At 71.6% G+C, this 18683-nt stretch carries 11 protein-coding genes; 7 read left to right on the forward strand and 4 right to left on the reverse strand.

Annotation, left to right across the window (positions count from 1 at the left end; all coding sequences use genetic code 11):
• Positions 1-114 precede the first annotated feature (114 nt).
• The 3 genes from JXZ78_RS05575 (at position 115) to JXZ78_RS05585 (ending at position 8935) form a co-directional block, all read left to right on the forward strand.
• Positions 115-6144 (forward strand): toxin glutamine deamidase domain-containing protein, encoded by a 6030-nt coding sequence (locus JXZ78_RS05575; RefSeq protein ID WP_033037324.1) that lies wholly within the window; start codon positions 115-117, stop codon positions 6142-6144.
• A 73-nt stretch (positions 6145-6217) separates the two neighbouring features.
• Complete coding sequence (locus JXZ78_RS05580) at positions 6218-8467, forward strand: SUKH-4 family immunity protein (protein WP_030018905.1); 2250 nt, start codon at positions 6218-6220, stop codon at positions 8465-8467.
• Between the two features lie 132 nt (positions 8468-8599).
• Positions 8600-8935, forward strand: a complete 336-nt coding sequence (locus tag JXZ78_RS05585) for an SUKH-4 family immunity protein (RefSeq protein WP_030018903.1) — start codon at positions 8600-8602, stop codon at positions 8933-8935.
• Between the two features lie 92 nt (positions 8936-9027).
• Here the strand turns inward: JXZ78_RS05585 and speB are convergent, their stop codons facing one another.
• Entirely contained in the window at positions 9028-10023 is a 996-nt protein-coding gene (speB, locus tag JXZ78_RS05590; RefSeq protein WP_030018902.1) for an agmatinase, read from the reverse strand.
• 111 nt (positions 10024-10134) lie between these two features.
• Here speB and JXZ78_RS05595 point away from each other — a divergent pair, with 111 nt between their 5' ends.
• A complete protein-coding gene (locus JXZ78_RS05595) occupies positions 10135-10929 on the forward strand; it encodes a phosphatase (RefSeq protein WP_030018901.1) in 795 nt (264 codons plus the stop codon).
• Between the two features lie 100 nt (positions 10930-11029).
• On the opposite strand, the gene JXZ78_RS05600 is transcribed toward JXZ78_RS05595, so the two are convergent.
• The 3 genes from JXZ78_RS05600 to JXZ78_RS05610 all read right to left on the reverse strand — a co-directional run bounded on the left by JXZ78_RS05600 (position 11030) and on the right by JXZ78_RS05610 (position 13921).
• Complete coding sequence (locus JXZ78_RS05600; protein WP_030018900.1) at positions 11030-11914, reverse strand: acyl-CoA thioesterase; 885 nt, start codon at positions 11912-11914, stop codon at positions 11030-11032.
• A gap of 49 nt (positions 11915-11963) precedes the next feature.
• On the reverse strand, positions 11964-13121 hold the full coding sequence (locus JXZ78_RS05605) for an acyl-CoA dehydrogenase family protein (protein ID WP_030018899.1): 1158 nt from the start codon (positions 13119-13121) through the stop codon (positions 11964-11966).
• An 80-nt stretch (positions 13122-13201) separates the two neighbouring features.
• Entirely contained in the window at positions 13202-13921 is a 720-nt protein-coding gene (locus JXZ78_RS05610) for an SACE_7040 family transcriptional regulator (protein WP_030018898.1), read from the reverse strand.
• A 151-nt stretch (positions 13922-14072) separates the two neighbouring features.
• On the opposite strand from JXZ78_RS05610, the gene JXZ78_RS05615 reads away from it, so the two are divergent.
• From JXZ78_RS05615 to JXZ78_RS05625, 3 genes are read left to right on the forward strand one after another with little or no spacing between them, the layout of a single operon-like run.
• The gene (locus tag JXZ78_RS05615; protein WP_033037333.1) at positions 14073-15698 is read left to right on the forward strand and encodes a carboxyl transferase domain-containing protein; all 1626 of its coding nucleotides are present in this window, start codon (positions 14073-14075) and stop codon (positions 15696-15698) included.
• 32 nt (positions 15699-15730) lie between these two features.
• Positions 15731-17746 (forward strand): acetyl/propionyl/methylcrotonyl-CoA carboxylase subunit alpha, encoded by a 2016-nt coding sequence (locus JXZ78_RS05620; RefSeq protein WP_030018896.1) that lies wholly within the window; start codon positions 15731-15733, stop codon positions 17744-17746.
• Positions 17743-18681 carry a hydroxymethylglutaryl-CoA lyase gene (locus JXZ78_RS05625; RefSeq protein WP_030018895.1) on the forward strand — a complete coding sequence of 313 codons (939 nt, stop codon included), beginning with the start codon at positions 17743-17745 and terminating at the stop codon, positions 18679-18681. Before JXZ78_RS05620 ends, JXZ78_RS05625 begins: the two co-directional genes overlap by 4 nt.
• Positions 18682-18683: the final 2 nt, after the last annotated feature.

The raw sequence follows: 18683 nt of genomic DNA on the forward strand, positions 1-18683 counted from the left end.
ACCGGCCGACCGTCCACCGCCACCCACCACCACCGACACCGCCGCACAGCAGCCGCCGCCGATCCCCGGCGCGCCGTACACGTACTTTCACGGGGGAGCTCCGCCTTGTCTCTCATGCTGCCGGACTCACTGGAATGGGTCCTGGACATGCTCGGCTTCAACTGGCCGACCGCCGACGAGGACAAGCTGATCGAATGCGCCCAGGTGTGGCGGCAGTTCGCGTCCGAGGTCACCACCCACCAGACGCGCGGCCACACCGCCGCGAGCAACGTGCTCGCGGCGAACGCCGGAGACGCTGTCGAGGGGTTCAGCAAGGCCTGGGAGAAGTTCGGGGCCGGCTCGGGCTATTTCGACGACGCCCGCCAGGCCGCCGAAGTCATCGCCTTCACCCTGGAGGCCGCCGCGGCGCTGGTCATCGGTATGAAGGTGGCGGTCATCGCCCAGTTGGTGATCTTGGCGGCGGAGATCATCGCGGCCCAGGTAGCGGCGCCCTTCACGCTGGGCCTGTCCGAGATCGGCGCCGCGGCCGGCACGCTGGCCACCCGCGAGATCGTCCGCCGCATCCTCAAGGAGGTGGCCAAGCAACTGCTGGACGCGATCGCGGAGGCCGCCAAGGAGCCGGTCATCTCCGCCCTGGAGGCCATGGCCTCCGATCTGATCGCCCAGACCGTCAACCAGAACTTCGGCGCCCAGAACGGATACGACCTCAAGCGCACCGCCAAGGAAGGCATCTCCGCCGGCAAGGACGCCCTGAAGAACACCGGCGAAACCCTCGGCGAGAGCCTGCGCGACGGCGCCGGACACCGCGCCGGACACCGCGCCCGCCACGGCCTGGACTCCGCCGCCGGCCACGGTGACGGCGCGGGAGACGGCGGCTCACCTTCGGGAGACGGTGGATCGGAGGGCGCCGGCGGAGGTGGCAGAGGTGGCGGAAGGTCTGGGGCGGGGGCCGGAGGCGCAGCCGGGCCCGGGGCCGGGGCGGGGGCCGGAGGTGAGGCCGGGCCCGGTGATGGAAGTGGCCGCTCCGGTGGCGGGGGCGGGGCCGGTACGGGTAGCTCGGGTACGGATAGTTCCGGTACGGGTAGCTCGGGCACGGGTGGTACCGATACGGGTAGTTCCGGCAGCAACGGCGGGTCCGGGGCGCACACTGGCGGGGGTAGGGCTGGCGACTCCCCCTCCGACGGGGGCGGGGGTTCGTCCCACACGCCTCGTCCGGGTGATTCGACCGCCGGTACGGATACGGGGTCCGGCCGTACGCCTTCCTTCGCGTCCGACAGTTCCGCCCCCGGGCCGGACGGCGATCGCGACGCTCCCCGGGCACAGCCCCTGCCGCCCCCGGACCAGCGGTCGCCCTTCGACGCCGGATTCCAGGGCGGAAACGATCACAATCCGTACGGCAGCGCCCACACCGGCAGTCCGGACGGGCAGAACACGCCGGCCGCCGACCACAACACCCCTCACGAGGCCGTCAGCACCCAGCCGGCACCGGACCGCACCCCGGAGGCGGCGCGCCCAGACCCGCACGACAACCCCGACAACCCCGGCAACCCCGACAACAACATCACCACCCAGCCCGCCCCGGACACCACCCCGGACGCGGCCCGCCCCCATCCGGACAACAACCCCAACAGCTTCACCACCCAGCCGGCACCCGGCCCGTCCCCGGAAGCGTCCGCTGCCGCTCCCCAGCAGCAGCACACGTCCGCCCACGAGCCGATGGCGGGCAACCCGCCCAGCAACAACGCCGGTGACAGCAGCAGTAACGGTACGTCGGACAACTCTGGCAACGGCAGTAACGGCCGTACGTCCGCTCCCCACGTAAGCGCTCCCCCGCAGGGCGCCCCCGTTCAGCACTCACCGTCCTCCGGCCAGCCGATCCAGCACCGCGACCCGGCTCCTGGCGACCCCATGCCGACGGTGGACGGGAACGACACCTCCGTCTCCACCCAGTCGGCCGCCACCATGACCGCACCGCCGCCCACCCAGCACAGCACGGACCCCACCAGCACCAGTACGCCATCTACAACACAGCAGACGCAACAACCACAGCAGAACACCGCCCCGCCCCCTGGCCCGGTCATGGGCGCGCCCACCGTCCCCACACAAGGCGCCACCACCGCTCCTCCCAACGCCACCCCCAGCACCACTCCCCCCTCCCGCACCAACCGTCGTCCTGACGGCTCGCAGGTCATCCGCGACATCAGCCAGCAGCGCGACCCCGAGCGTCCCGCCTACAACCGACGCCTCGACGGACCCACTCGCCCCCACCGGGCTGAGGCGCCCCACCAGGCCTCCTCCCAGCACCAACCACCGCAGCAGACACCACAGTCACAGAACCAGAACCAGAACCAGCACCAGAACCAGCCGCCTCAACCCACTCAACCCCCACCAACGCCTCAGCAGCCCCCACACCAGCCTCCCGTCGCCCAAGACCCCAGCCGCCCGAGCATCCAGCACGTCCGCGCCAGCCTGAACCACGCGCCGAGCGGTCTGTACTCGCCGTACCCGCAAGACCAGCAGGCCCTGGAAGCGAACTTCCCGCGTAACCCGGACGGCAGCCCGCGCGCGTTCAACGACCCGTTCCAGCCGTGGGCCCAGTACCAGAACGACGGCGGCCCCACCGTCCTCGGGCGTTCCAACAACTGTGCCGACTGCACCCGTTCCTTCATGGAGTCCTGGTACGGCAACCCGCAGGTCTCCGCGGTCCGTACCTACGACCCTGACGGCCAGGGCGGGATCGACCGGGCCTCCGGCGAACGGGACGGCACCCGCAACATCGAGCAGTGGGCCGGCACCCAATTCCGTCATTCCGGCCCGAACTCGCAGGACGCGTACGCCAACGTCGCCGACGAACTGCGCCAGGCCGGGCACGGCGCAGCGGCCGCCGTCCTCGTCACCTGGCCCAAGAACCCGGACGGGTCGGGCGGCGGCGCACACGTCTTCAACGCCGTCAACCACAACGGGCACGTCGTATGGGTCGACAGTCAGACCGGCGAGATCAGCACGCAGCCCATCAACACCGCGGCCGACGGCGTCTGGCACCTCACCCTTGACGCCAACCGCACCCCGTACGTCCCCGCCCAAGTCCAGAACCAGGCCCAGACCCAGACCCAGGCCCAGACCCAGGCCCAGGACCAGACCCAGGCCCAACAGCCGAGCCCTCAGAATCAGCAGCCGAACTCCCCGAACCCAACCGGTACGCCCGAAACCGAGCCCGAACCCAAACCCGAACCCGAACCCGCCGACCGGATAGGGAGCTCCCCGGCGCCCAGCGACCCCGGAGCCGAGTCCGGCCCCGAGCCCGGCGGCCCCAAGCCCGGCTCCGAGCCCGATCCCGAGCCCGATCCTTCCCATGACCACAACGCGTACGTATCCAATGATCCGTACGCCTCCGACCCCCCTGACGACACCTACTACGCACCGTCTCTCGACGATCTCCGCAACGAGCTCCGGGACGGCGAGGGCGGGCTCCTCCCCCCGGACCCGCGCGACCAACAGGCCCTGGAGGACGCGGTTCCGCTGGCGGAGGACGGCACCTTCCAGCGGTTCCCCGATCCGTACGGTGAGTGGTCCGATCTCCAGAACGACGGCGGTATCACCGAGCCGGGCCGGGACGACAACTGTGCCGACTGCAGCCGGTCCTTCCTGGAGACCTGGTACGGCAACCCGCAGGTGTCCGCGCCCCGGATGGAGGACGGCGGATTCGGGGAGCGGGACGGGGAGAGCAACGTCGAGCGCTGGCTGGGCGCGGAGTTCCAGCACGCGGGGGACGACGCCCAGTCGTACGAGCGGGTCGCCGAGGATCTCCGCAACGCCGGGCACGGCGCCGCGGCCGTCGTCTGGGTCGGCTACCTCGACGAGGACGGCGAGCCCGGCTCCTCCCATCTCTTCAACGCCGTCAACTACAACGGGACCGTCGTCTGGGTGGACACCCAGTCCCGTGAGGTGATGAGCCGTCCCATCAACACCGCGGACGTGGGCGAGGTCTGGCACATTCCGCTGGACGCCGATGCCCGGCCGCTGTATCCCCCGGCGGAAGCCGAGGCTCCGGCCCCGGACAGCGACGCCTCCGGCAACTACACCGACGGCACCGGCGGTGGCGACGCCTCCTACGGAGACCCGGCCGGCCCCCGCCCCGCGGCGGAGTCCCGCCCCCGTACGGACCCCGGCGGCATCCTCGATCCCGACCCCGAGCATCAGCGCATCCTCGAATCGGCCGTCCCCCGTACGCCGGAGGGTGTCCCGCAGCGCCACCCCGATCCGAACGAGGGGAACTGGACCGACTACATCAACCAACCCGGGGCGGATGCGCCGGGCCGCAGCAACAACTGTGTCGACGTGGCGCTGTCCACGGCCGACACGTATGCCGGTACGGCCACCGTCGCCGGCGCCCGTACTCCCGACCTCACCCCCGGCGGGGTGCCGTCCGACCGCGGCGAAGCGGGTGGCCGGGACCGGCTGGAGAGCGCGCTCGGTGCCCGTTTCACTGACTACGGCAACGGTCGCCAGGCGTTCGACGGCCTGGCGGACACCCTCCGGCGCTCCGGTCACGGCTCCCAGGCCGTCATCGTCACGCAGGGCGCGGACGGCCGCGCGCACGCGTGGAATGTCGTCAACCACAACGGCGCGATCACCTACATCGACGCCCAGACGGGCCGCCGTGGTGACGCGCCCCTGCACAGCGGTGATCACGGCGTCTTCGCCATCCCGCTCGACGCGAACCGCAAGCCCGTACCCGTGACGCCTCCCGCCGGAAACGGCGATCCGGGCACCCGGCGCGACGTTTCTCCCATTACTCCGGGGCGGCGCCCGCCCGGAAACCCGGCAGGGACCGACGGCACGAGCCATCAGGGTCAGAGCGCCCAGACGAACGGAGGGAAGGGCGAAGAGAAGGACGGAGAGAAGGGCGAGGGGAAGGGCGAAGAGAAGGGCGACGGGCCCAAGAGCAAGTATCGGGAATCCGGTATGCCGGACGGGCAGTCGCCCGACCATCTCCCCGACAATGTCCGGGTCCTGCCGGACAAGGGCCAGCAAGAGCTGCGCGAGAACCTGGACGTCTACGAGACGGACATGGACACCGTTTATGACCGGGTACGCGACTGGGTGGCCGACGGCAGCGTCGAAGATCTCATCCGGCATCTGACGCCCGAGCAGGGCGAGCCGGCCACCGATCCCGACGGATCACCGGACGGCGGGGACGGGAACGGGAACGGCTCGGCGAATGAACCGCCCCGATTCACCCTGAGTTCGGACGAGCTCGGTGACCGGCTCGACGGCTTCGCGGACCTGGATGCCGGTCAACGGGGTGCGGTCGTCTCGATTCTCGCGCGCCTGAGCCTTTCCTTCCACGAGAGTCACGCCGTCGGGGTCTCGCCTTTCCCGGTGGACCGCCCGTACAAGTGGGAGGACGATCCGGACCGTGAAACGCCGCTGCCCCGTGACAAGAAGCGGCAGAGCAATGACGCGAAAGCCGCGGAGGAGTCGCTCTCCCGTGGTGTAAAGCAACATCGCAAGGCGACGTTCATGGACGGGAAGGACTTCTCCCGCAACGTACGTGATCACCTTTTCCAGACGCTCATGGACGAGGGACGGGACCGTTCCGAGCTGAAGGAGGCGGCCGGCGGGGACGGAGCCACCACCACGCGGCCGGACTTCACCGGCCGCAACTACGCCGTCGTCGAGGTCTACGACCCGGTTTCCGGGAAGACGAACTACATCGTCGACAGTTCGATTCCGCCGGGTGAGAAGGGTGTGAGCACCGCGCATTCCGAGCCGCACCTCGTGGGATACGTGAAGCGGCTGAACGAGGCCCGGGGCGGCGACCCCGACCAGCACATCCAGATCCACGCCATGTTCACCGAGCGCGAGCCCTGCGGAACCGTCAAGGGCGCCGGACACGCGGAGTGCTCCCCCTACTTGGTACGGCACTCCGACGGGACCACGGTGCACTACGCGACCACGTACCGCAGCGGCGCCTGGGTTCCTGACCCGGATTCCGACGAACCGCAGAACATGACCAAGGCGGACATCAAGCGCATGGTCGACCAGGAAATCCAGGACCATCTCAACATCGTCGGCGAGATCTGGCTCGAATTGCGCGACGCCCAGCAGGCGAATGCGTCGGAGTCAGGATCGGAAAACTGATGCAGGAACGGGCGCCTTCTCGGTCGAAATGCTTGACAACCATCGCAATTCCACAATCCAGTAGGGTGTGACCATGACCGACGGACATGACGAGGAAGCCCATGTCACCGCGGCCGACCGGGTTCTGGAAACGCTTTCGGCGTTCGGCCGCGGGAGCGGAGTGGTCCGGGTGGCCGGCCCGCCCGGTTCCGGAAAGAGCCGGGTCCTGGAGCTGGTCCGGCAGGAGGTGCCCGAGGCCGTGACGATCGACTGTGCCGGACTGCGCGCCGACGACGTGGTCCTCCGTATGCTGGACGCGTGCGGGGTGCAGCGTGAGCACAAGGCCGGCACGGAGAGTCTCGATGTCCTGGTGAAGCGGGCCCGCGGCAGCCATACCGTGCTGCTCGCGAACGTGCAGAGGGCGGGGACGCTCCGGACCACCGACGAGCCGGGACGTATTTCGCGAGCCGTTTCCCGGTTGGGCAGAGCACGACGGGCGAAGGTACACGTCGTCATGGAAACAGCAGAGCCTCGCGGTGGGGCGGGAAGCGGTACGTCACCCCACCTCATCCGTATGGAATCCGGCATTTCCCTTCCCACGCCCGAGGAATGGCCCGCCGAAATCCGCGCATTGACCCTGGGAGAAATTCCGGTGGTGCCTCTCGACGCCTGGAGCGTGCTCTGCGAAAGCATGGGGGTGGACGGCGAGCGCAGTGCTCCGGAAGCGCTCGAAGCGCTTCTGCCGCAGCACACCGGCACCTTGCGGTGGGTGCCGGACGACCCGGCCACGGGCGGCGGCGTGGCGTTCGTCCACGAAGGCGTGGCCCGTGCACTGCGTCCGTCCGGGCCGGAGGCTGTCGCGGCGCACGTACGGGCCGCGGAACTGCTCGGGGAACGGCTTGCGTCGCGGCCGTACCCGGGAGGCTGGGCCGGTGGTGATGCCCTGGCGCGGTACGCCGCCCAGGCCGTACCCGGCCATGCCGCGGCCTCCGGACGCCTGCGGGAGATGGCGGAGGACCGCCGGCTCCTCACGTGCCTGTCCCCCGCCGCGGTGATGGAGGCCGTACGCGCCGCCTTCGGCAAGGACGTCCCGCCGGACACCGTCGCCGCGGACCTGTGCTTCGTCGAACGGTTCGCCATGGAGCCGATGCGGCAGAGCGAATGGGCCTCCTGGCTGCATCACTTCGCGACCGCCCGAGGGGACGGGGCGGGCGCGGACGCCGTGCTGGCTTCGGGGGTAGAGATGCGGTGGCGAACGCGGTGGAGCGATCTGCGTCCGATGGGGGTGTTCCACGAAGGGGATGCCGATGCCGTCTACGGAGCGGGCACTCTGCTCCGTCCGTCCGGCATCAGCGGACTCACCGCTACGGAGCGGACGGTCCGGGCTTCCAGCGACGACCTGGAAAGTACGTGGACATGGTCCCTGCGCTCGGGGCAGCGGCAGAGCGAGCCGGACGGCGCCGGGGACGAGGCATCGGACTCGACCGTCCGGCCCATGGTCAACACTTCCCGCGGCTGGCGCCCCGCCCCGCATACGACCGGGACGGCCTTCATGCCGCGCTGCCCGAGGGACGTCTCGGAGGGGGTACGGGTCGGGAACCTCGCGGTGCTCGGCGGCCGCCGTGGTGTCTTCGCCGTGGAGTTCTTGTCGGACGACCCGGCCGAGGACACGGCGGGGGAAACGTCCCCCTGGTACGCGGCGCCCCTCTTGGACGTCTACGCCCGCTCGGTCGCGCCGCGTCCGCTCGCCGACGCCTTCAGGGACCCGTCCGCGGAATTCCTCGCCGCGGTGTTCGGCGCGGACTGCCTGCTCCGCCCGTCCGAGTCGGAGCTGCCGGAGGGGCTGCGGGGTACGGATGCGGCCCGTTGGCTCGTCGGGCGCGGGATGCCGTTGACGGAGATGCTCACGCTCGACACCCGGCGACTGCGTACCGAAGGGATTCGGGAGCTTTCGGGCCTGGAGGTTTCGGGCCTGGAGGTTTCGGATCTGGAGGTTTCGGAGCAGGAGCTACCGGATCAGGAGGCAGCGGATTCCGGGCGGCCGGGGCCGTACTACCGGTTGGGCGAACTTCTCGGCGGGGACCTGCTGTTGGACGGCGCGACCGGACGCGTCCGGTGCGTGTCCGTCAATGTGGAGGAGCAGCTGGCAGCGAGTTCCCTGCCGCAGTTCGTCGCCCTGGTGTGCCTGATGCGCTGGCACCGTTTCATGCTGTCCGCGTCGCTCACCGAGGACGAGCGCGAAGCCCGGGCGGAACTGGAGGCGTGGCTCGCCGGGATCGATCCGGCGGCCGCCGCCGGGGAGGTCTGGGACACGCTGCTCAACGAGCCGGGGCTGGAGCCGTAGGCACCACCGGACGCCGGACGCCGTGAGCCCGACGCCGTAAGCCGGACGCCGTAAGCCGGACGTCATAGGCCGGACACCGTGAGCCGGACGCCCGGAAATCGAGAACCAGGAATCAGGAACCAGAGGAAGCCCATGCCCGACACCGGATCTCCCGGCGCCGACCGACCGGTGCCGGCGAACGCCGACGAAGCGCTGGCGATCGCCCGTACGGAGTACGCCCCCGTATGGCCCGACGGCACGCCCGCCCCGCTGCGGGTGCACGAGTTCGACATCGGATATCTCGTGTACGCGAAGCTGCCGCCCCGGCCGAAGACCACGCCGGACGGCCGGCGCCGCCCGCCGCGGAACCCGGGCGGGACGTGCGTGGTCGTGGCCAAGGACACCGGGGAGATCAGCAGCGTGCCGCTCCGGCCGCCGTCGGACGCCATCGCGCTGTACCGGAAGTTCTACCGGCCGGACACGCTGTAACCCGACCCGACCCGACCCGTCCAGCCCCGGCACCGCCCCGGCCGGCCCCGCCCCGGCGCGCCTCGCGACGCGCCGGAGCCGCGCAGCAGAACTCAGCCCTTCGACGCCGCGATCTGCCGCGACATGATCGTCGTCAGTTCGTACGCCGTGTGGGAAGCCGCCACCGACGTCATCTCGGCGTGGTCGTAGGCGGGGGCCACCTCCACGAGGTCGGCGGAGACGAGGTTGCAGCCGGCCAGGCCGCGCAGGATCTCCAGGAGTTCCCGGGAGGTCAGGCCGCCGGCCTCCGGGGTGCCGGTGCCGGGGGCGTGGGCCGGGTCCAGGACGTCGATGTCGATGGAGATGTACAGCGGGCGGTCGCCGATGCGCTGGCGGAGCTGGTCGGCGACCTCGTCGACGCCGCGGCGCATGACGTCCGCCGAGGTGACGATGCCGAAGCCCATCTTCTCGTCGTCGTCGAGGTCCTTCTTGCCGTAGAGGGGGCCGCGGGTGCCGACGTGGGAGAGGGCGGAGGTGTCGAGGATGCCTTCCTCGACGGCGCGGCGGAACGGGGTGCCGTGGGTGTACTCGGCGCCGAAGTAGGTGTCCCAGGTGTCCAGGTGCGCGTCGAAGTGGAGCAGCGCGACCGGGCCGTGCTTCTTGGCCATCGAGCGCAGCAGGGGCAGCGCGATGGTGTGGTCGCCGCCCAGTGTCATCAGGCGGGCGCCGGTGTCCAGGAGGTCGTCGGCGGCGGCCTCGATGGTCTCGACGGCCTCGTTGATGTTGAAGGGGTTGGCGGCTATGTCGCCGGCGTCGGCGACCTGCGCGAGCGCGAAGGGGGACGCGTCCTGGGCCGGGTTGTACGGGCGCAGCAGGCGCGACGCCTCGCGGATGGCGTTGCCGCCGAAGCGGGCGCCGGGGCGGTAGGAGACGCCGGTGTCGAAGGGGACACCGACCACCGCGACGTCGGCCGTGCCCACCTGGTCGAGGCGGGGCAGCCGGGCGAAGGTCGCCGGGCCCGCGTAGCGGGGGACGCGGGAGGAGTCGACGGGGCCGACGGGGTCCGTGGGGGCCTGGGAGGCGCCGGAAGCGGCGGGTGCGGTGGTCATGGGGGGAGCGTAGGCAGCGGGGCCCGAGGTGCCCATGGACATTTGTGGTGATGTGGCGCCGGCCGATGGACATCCCGTCCATGAGGCGGTGCTTCAAGGGACAATGACCTCATGCCGATACTGCCGCCTGTTCCCAGCCGCACCGAACTCGTCGACCATCTCGTACGGACCCGGATCGCCGGTGAGGTCGCCACTCCCCGCGAGAACAACCTCGACCACTACCGAAAGCTGGCCAACGGAGACCGTCACTACTGGCTCGGACTCGAACTCGGTGACCGCTGGACCGACGAGCAGGACGTGCTCGCCGTGATGGCCGAGCGGTGCGGCGTCATTGACGACACCCGTCACCGGATGGGCCAGGACACCATCGATCCCGAGCTGACGGTGGACGCCCTGGAGCGCGCCGCCGCCCGGCTGCGCAAGGCCGCCGCCGGGCGCGAACGCGTGCTGTTCGCGACCGGGCACCCGGGCGGGCTGCTGGACGTGCACCGGGCCACCGCCGAGGCGCTGCGCGCCCAGGGCTGCGACATCGTCGTCGTGCCGGACGGGTTGCGGGCGGACGAGGGTGTGGTGTTCCAGTTCGCCGACGTGGCGATGCTGGAGCGCGGCGCGACGCTGTGGCACACCCACTCCCCCGCGCCGATGACCGCCGTACTGGACGGGCTGGAGCGGGCGGGCGAGGCGCTGCCCGATCTGGTCATGGCCGATCACGGCTGGGCCGGGTGCGCGGGCCAGCGTGGTCTGGACGCCATCGGGTTCGCGGACTGCAACGACCCGGCGCTGTTCGTCGGCGAGGCGGAGGGCACGTTGCAGGTGACCATTCCGCTGGACGATCACGTTCTGAGCCCGCGGTACTACGACCCGCTGACGGCGTACCTGCTGGGCGCGGCGGGGCTGCTGGGCTGAACGGTCCGGTGGGCGGCACGTGGAACGCACCACGTGCCGCGCCCCCTCGTCCCCGAGACAACACTCGCCTCCGTGACAACGCTCGCCTCCGTGACGCCCCTCACCCCCGCGGCACCCGGATGACCCCCTCCTGGATCACCGACACCGCCAGCCGCCCGTCCGCCGTGAAGATCCGGCCCTTGCCCAGTCCCCGCCCGCCCTGCGCGGTGGGTGACTCCTGGTCGTACAGCAGCCAGTCGTCGGCGCGGAACGGCCGGTGGAACCACATGGCGTGGTCCAGGCTCGCGCCGACCACGTCGCCGACCGCCCACCCGCCGCGCCCGTGCGCGAGCAGCACCGAGTCCAGCAGGGTCATGTCGGAGACGTAGGTGACCAGGCAGATGTGCAGCAGCGGCTGGTCGATGTCGCCGTCCAGCTTGCCGTGCGTACGGAACCAGACCTGGGAGCGCGGTTCGCGCGGCTCGCCCGCGGTGCCGAACGGCGGTGCGTCCACGTAGCGCAGGTCGACGGCGGCCCGCGCCTCCAGGAGGCGCTGCGCGACGCCCGGTTCGCGGAAGCGGTCGGCGTAGCGGGGCAGCATCTCGGCGGCGGTCGGCAGGGTCAGCGGGTCCGGTGCGGACGGCATCGGCTCCTGGTGCTCCATGCCCTCCTCGTACACCTGGAAGGAGGCGGAGAGGTGGAAGATCGGCTGGCCGTGCTGGACAGCGACGACGCGGCGGGTGGTGAAGGACCGGCCGTCCCGGATGCGGTCGACGGTGTAGACGATGGGCGCGCCGGGGTCGCCGGGGCGCAGGAAGTAGGCGTGCAGGGAGTGCGGGGGGCGGTCGTCGGGGACCGTGCGCCCGGCGGCGACCAGGGCCTGGGCGGCGACCTGGCCGCCGAAGACCCGGGGGACGACGGACGGGCGGCTGGTGCCGCGGAAGATGTCCTGCTCGATGGGCTCCAGGTCGAGCTGTTCGAGCAGGGCGGTGAGGGCGTCGTTCACGCGCGTACGGCTTTCACTCGGGCGGGGCGCGGGGGCCGGCTGCCGGGCCTCACAGCCCCATGGACTTGGCGACGATCGAGCGCATGACCTCGCTGGTGCCGCCGTAGATGCGGGTGACGCGGGTGTCGGCGTACAGGCGGGAGATCGGGTACTCCTGCATGTAGCCGTAGCCGCCGTGCAGCTGAAGGCACTTGTCAATGACGACGGCGGCGCGCTCGGTGGTGAAGAGCTTGGCGGAGGCGGCGTCGGCGGCGGTCAGTTCGCCCGCGTCGTGGGCCTCCAGGGCGCGGTCCACGACGGCCTGCATGGCGTCCACCTCGGACTTGCAGTCCGCGAGGACGAACTTGGTGTTCTGGAAGGAGGCGACGGACTTGCCGAAGACCTCGCGCTCCTGGACGTACTCCTTGGCGAACCGGACGGCGGCGGCTGCCTGGGCGTAGGCGCCGATGGCGATGCCGAGACGTTCCTGCGGGAGGTTCTGGCCAAGGTAGGAGAACGCCTTGCCCTCCTCGCCGAGGCGGTCTTCCACGGGCACCTTGACGTCGGTGAAGGACAGTTCGGCGGTGTCGGAGCTCTTGAGGCCGAGCTTTTCCAGCTTGCGGCCGACGGCGTAGCCCTCGGAGGTGGTGTCGACGACCAGGAGGGTGATGCCGCCGCGGCGGTCCTCGGGGGTGGGCGGCGCCGTACGGGCGCAGACGATCACGCGGTCGGCGAGGACGCCGCCGGTGATGAAAGTCTTGGCGCCGTTGAGGACGTAGTGGGTGCCGTCCGCGGAGAGCTTCGCGGTGGTCTTCATGCCGGCCAGGTCGGAGCCGGTGCCGGGCTCGGTCATGGCGATGGCGGTCATCATGTCGCCGGAGACGAAGGGCGGCAGCCAGCGCCGCTTCTGCTCCTCGGTGGCGTACTTGAGGAAGTACGGGAGGCAGAGCGCGGTGTGCACGCCGGAGCCGCCGAAGCTGACGCCGGCCCGGGCGCACTCCTCGGTGATGACGGCGTTGAACTTGAAGCTGGTCTCGCCGGCGCCGCCGTACTCCTCGGGGACCTCGATGCCGAAGACGCCCAGCTCGCCGAGTTTCTTGTAGAAGTCGCGGGGGGCCTGTCCGGCCTGCATCCACTCGTCGTAGACGGGGACGACCTCGGCGGCGATGAAGTCGCGGATGGTCTCCCGGAACGCCTCGTGATCCTCGTTGAACACCGTACGACGCATCCGCCGCCTCCTCAGGTCCGCCGGCCGGCCACCACCGACCCCTCGACTAAGCGCTTGCTCAGCCGAAAGCTACCCGCCGGTCAGTGAGACTGTCCAGAGGTGCCCGAGGGGGCGGAGAGCCCCCCGGGCCCGCCCGCGACCCCGCCCGCGCGCCCGCTCGCACTCCCGCTCGCACCCTCGCCCACACGCCCGCTCGCCCCCTCGTCCACGCCCGCCGCCGCGAACGCCCCCCGGGCCAGCCGGTGCAGCAGCGCCGACATCTCCGTACGGCCCGGAAGCGCGCCGGGGCGGCTGAGGTGCGGGGTCGAGTTGAGCAGGCCGAAGACGGCGTGCACGGAGGCGCGCGCGTCCGCTTCCGCGTACGCCGGGTACACCTCGCGCACCACCTGCACCCACAGTTCCACGTACTCGCGCTGGAGGCGGCGCACCCGCTTGCGGTCGGCCTCGCGCAGCCGGTCCAGTTCGCGGTCGTGGACGGTGATCAGCGGGCGGTCGTCGAGGGCGAAGTCGATGTGCCCCTCGATCAGGGCGTCCAGCACCGCGGCGGGGCTGTCGCCCCCGGAAGCGGCGCGGATGCGGCCGCCCTCCAGGAGCCGTTCACTGATACCGACGAGCAGTTCGGCCAGCATCGCGTCCTTGCCGGCGAAATGCCGGTAGAGGCCGGGCCCGGAGATGCCGACGGCGGCACCGATCTCGTCCACGCCGACACCGTGGAACCCGCGCTCGGCGAAGAGCCGGGCCGCCTCCTTGAGGATCTGCTCGCGTCGGCTGGTGGCTGCCGGGGCGTGTGTGCTGCTCATACAACTAATTGTAGACAGGCGGGTTAGTGGTCGTTAACCTGGGAGAAATGAAGTTAACGCCCATTAACGGCCGGGCGATCCCCGGCGTCCGCGGCAGCCGTACGAAGCCGCCGTGGTGAGGGAGCCGAAGGAGGCGGGGGCACGGATGCGGATGGACCCGGCGGAAGTGGCACCGGTGCTCGACAGCACGGCCGACCCGGCGTCGGACGCCTGGCGTGCCAACGAGGCCGCCCACCAGGAGCTGGCCGAGGACCTGCGCGCCCGGCTCGCCGCGGCCCGCCTGGGCGGCGGCGAGAAGGCCAGGGCGCGGCACACCGCGCGCGGCAAGCTGCTGCCCCGGGAGCGGGTGGACGCGCTGCTGGACCCCGGCTCGCCGTTCCTGGAGCTGGCGCCGCTGGCGGCGGAGGGGATGTACGGCGGGGCCGCGCCGGCCGCGGGCGTGATCGCGGGCGTCGGGCGGGTCTCCGGCCGCGAGACGGTGATCGTCGCCAACGACGCGACGGTCAAGGGCGGCACGTACTACCCGATGACGGTCAAGAAGCACCTGCGCGCCCAGGAGGTGGCGCTGGAGAACCGCCTGCCGTGCCTGTACCTGGTCGACTCCGGCGGCGCCTTCCTGCCGATGCAGGACGAGGTCTTCCCCGACCGCGAGCACTTCGGGCGGATCTTCTACAACCAGGCCCGGATGTCCGGCGCGGGCATCCCGCAGATCGCGGCGGTCCTCGGCTCCTGCACGGCGGGCGGCGCGTACGTCCCGGCGATGAGCGACGAGGCCGTGATCGTCCGCAACCAGGGCACGATCTTCCTGGGCGGCCCGCCGCTGGTGAAGGCCGCGACCGGCGAGGTCGTCACGGCCGAGGAGCTGGGCGGCGGCGAGGTGCACTCCCGTACGTCCGGCGTCACCGACCACCTCGCCGAGGACGACGCGCACGCGCTGCGCATCGTGCGCACCATCGTCGCAACGCTCGGCGGCCGCGGCCCGCTGCCCTGGACGGTGCGGCCCGCCGAGGAACCCAAGGCCGACCCCGCCGGGCTGTACGGCGCGGTGCCCGCCGACTCCCGTACGCCTTATGACGTACGGGAGGTCATCGCGCGCGTCGTGGACGGCTCCCGCTTCGCCGAGTTCAAGGCCGAGTACGGCACGACGCTGGTGACCGGCTTCGCGCACATCCACGGCCACCCGGTCGGCATCGTCGCCAACAACGGCATCCTGTTCTCCGAGTCCGCCCAGAAGGGCGCGCATTTCATCGAGCTGTGCGACCAGCGCGGCATCCCGCTGGTCTTCCTCCAGAACATCTCCGGCTTCATGGTCGGCCGCGACTACGAGGCGGGCGGCATCGCCAAGCACGGCGCGAAGATGGTCACGGCGGTGGCCTGCACCCGCGTCCCCAAGCTGACCGTCGTCATCGGCGGCTCGTACGGCGCGGGCAACTACTCGATGTGCGGCCGGGCCTACTCGCCGCGCTTCCTGTGGATGTGGCCGAACGCGAAGATCTCGGTGATGGGCGGCGAGCAGGCCGCCTCCGTCCTCGCGACGGTCAAGCGCGACCAGCTGGAGGCACGCGGCGAGGAGTGGAGCGCCGAGGAGGAGGCCGCCTTCAAGGCCCCGGTCCGCGAGCAGTACGAGACGCAGGGCAGCGCCTACTACGCGACCGCGCGCCTGTGGGACGACGGGGTCATCGACCCGCTGGACACCCGCCGGGTGCTGGGACTGGCCCTGACGGCGTGCGGCAACGCGCCGCTGGGCGAGCCGGGCTACGGCGTCTTCCGGATGTGAGGGGAGTGCGGGGAGTGAAGGAACAGATGAGCATGTTCGACACCGTCCTGGTCGCCAACCGGGGCGAGATCGCGGTCCGCGTCATCCGGACGCTGCGCGCGCTGGGCGTCCGCTCGGTCGCCGTGTTCAGCGACGCGGACGCCGACGCCCGCCATGTCCGCGAGGCCGACACGGCCGTACGGATCGGCCCGCCGCCGTCCACCGAGAGCTATCTGCACGCGGGCCGCCTGATCGAGGCCGCGCACCGCAGCGGCGCGCAGGCCGTGCATCCCGGGTACGGCTTCCTCGCCGAGAACACCGCGTTCGCGGCGGCCTGCGCCGACGCCGGGCTGGTCTTCATCGGGCCGTCCGCCGAGGCCATCGAGCTGATGGGCGACAAGATCCGCGCGAAGGAGACGGTACGGGCGGCCGGGGTGCCGGTCGTGCCCGGCTCCTCCGGGAGCGGGCTGACCGACACGCAACTGGCCGGCTCGGCCCGCGAGATCGGGATGCCGGTGCTGCTCAAGCCGTCCGCGGGCGGCGGCGGCAAGGGCATGCGGCTGGTGCGGGACGAGGCGCTGCTGGCCGACGAGATCGCCGCCGCCCGTCGTGAGGCACGCGGCTCCTTCGGCGACGACACGCTGCTCGTGGAGCGCTGGGTGGACCGCCCGCGGCACATCGAAATCCAGGTGCTGGCGGACGGCCACGGCAACGTCGTCCACCTGGGCGAGCGCGAGTGCTCGCTCCAGCGCCGCCACCAGAAGGTGATCGAGGAGGCGCCGTCCGTCCTGCTGGACGAGGCGACGCGGGCCGCGATGGGCGAGGCGGCCGTGCAGGCCGCGCGCTCGTGCGGCTACCGGGGAGCGGGCACGGTCGAGTTCATCGTGCCGGGCGACGACCCGTCCTCGTACTACTTCATGGAGATGAACACCCGCCTCCAGGTCGAACACCCGGTCACCGAGTTCGTCACCGGCCTGGACCTGGTCGAGTGGCAGCTGCGGATCGCGGCCGGGGAGCCGCTGGCGTTCGGGCAGGACGGCGTGCGCCTGACCGGGCACGCCGTCGAGGCCCGGATCTGCGCCGAAACGGTGTCGGTCAAGGAGGGCGCACGCGGCTTCCTGCCCTCCGGCGGCACGGTCCTGGCGCTCGCCGAGCCGCAGGGCGACGGGGTGCGCACGGACTCCGGCCTGGCCGAGGGCACCGAGGTCGGCAGCCTCTACGACCCGATGCTCTCCAAGGTCATCGCATACGGCCCGGACCGCGCGACCGCCCTGCGCAAACTGCGCGCCGCGCTCGCCGAAACGGTGGTGCTCGGCGTCCCCACCAACACCGGCTTCCTGCGCCGCCTGCTGGCCCACCCGGCCGTCGTGGCGGGCGAGCTGGACACCGGGCTGGTCGAACGGGAGATGGACGCGCTGGTGCCTGCCGACGTCCCCGCCGAGGTGTACGCGGCCGCCGCTGCCGTACGGAACGCGGCCCTGGAGCCGGTGCCGGACGGCGGCTGGGTGGACCCCTTCGCCGTACCGGACGGCTGGCGGATCGGCGGCCGCCCGGCGCCCGTCACCCACCAGGTCAGGGTGCCCGGCCATGAACCGGTGGCCGCCACCGGCACCGGCCACGTCACCGCCGGCCGGGTCCGCGTCACCGTCGGCGGTGTCGTGCACACCTTCCACCGGGCCGGCGACTGGCTCGGCCGGGACGGCGACGCCTGGCACGTCACGGACCACGACCCGGTCGCCGAGACGCTGCGCGGCGCCGCCGGAGCACACGGCATGGACGCCCTGACCGCGCCGATGCCCGGCACGGTCACCGTCGTGAAGGTGGCCGTCGGCGACGAAGTGGCCGCCGGGCAGGGGCTGCTGGTCGTCGAGGCGATGAAAATGGAACACGTCATCTCCGCGCCGCACGCCGGCACGGTCAGCGAGCTGGGCGTCTCCCCCGGCAGCACGGTCGCCATGGACCAGGTGCTCGCCGTCGTCGATCCGCACGAGAGCGGGCCACAGGACCCGAGCGCCCCGGACCCGAGCGCTCCGCAGCCGTCCGGCCCGACCGAGGAGGCAGCGACATGACCGCTCCCGGACTCCCCATGCCCGTCCCGGCCCCCGGCCTGCCGGCCCGGGTCCGTATCCACGAGGTCGGCGCCCGCGACGGCCTGCAGAACGAGTCCGCCGTCGTCCCCACCGAGGTCAAGGCCGAGTTCGTACGCCGCCTCGTGGACGCCGGGCTGACGACGGTGGAGGCGACCAGCTTCGTGCACCCCAAGTGGGTGCCGCAGCTCGCCGACGCCGAACAGCTCTACCCGATGCTGGCGGACCTCGACGCGCGGCTGCCCGTCCTCGTCCCCAACGACCGCGGCCTGGACCGCGCGCTGGCCCTCGGCGCCCGCCGCATCGCCGTCTTCGGCAGCGCCACGGAGTCGTTCGCCAAGGCCAACCTCAACCGCACGGTCGAGGAATCGCTGGCCATGTTCACCCCGGTGGTCGCCCGCGCGAAGGAGGAGCAGGCGCACGTCCGCGGCTACCTCTCCATGTGCTTCGGCGACCCCTGGGAGGGCCCGGTGCCGGTCGCGCAGGTCGTGCGCGTCTGCCGCGCCCTGTTGGACATGGGCTGCGACGAGCTGAGCCTGGGCGACACCATCGGCGTGGCCACCCCCGGCCACGTCCAGGCGCTGCTCGCCGCGCTGAACGAGGCGGGCGTGCCCACCGACCGCCTCGGCGTGCACTTCCACGACACGTACGGCCAGGCGCTGGCCAACACCCTCGCCGCGCTCCAGCACGGCGTCAGCACCGTCGACGCGTCGGCGGGCGGCCTCGGCGGCTGCCCGTACGCCAAGAGCGCCACCGGCAACCTCGCCACCGAAGACCTGGTGTGGATGCTGCACGGCCTCGGTATCGAGACCGGGGTCGATCTGGGCCGGCTCACCGCCACCAGCGTGTGGATGGCCGGACAGCTGGGCCGTCCGAGCCCGTCCCGCACCGTCCGTGCCCTCTCCCACAAGGAGTGAAC

The organism is Streptomyces monomycini (assembly GCF_022271435.1).
GTDB lineage: Bacteria > Actinomycetota > Actinomycetes > Streptomycetales > Streptomycetaceae > Streptomyces > Streptomyces monomycini.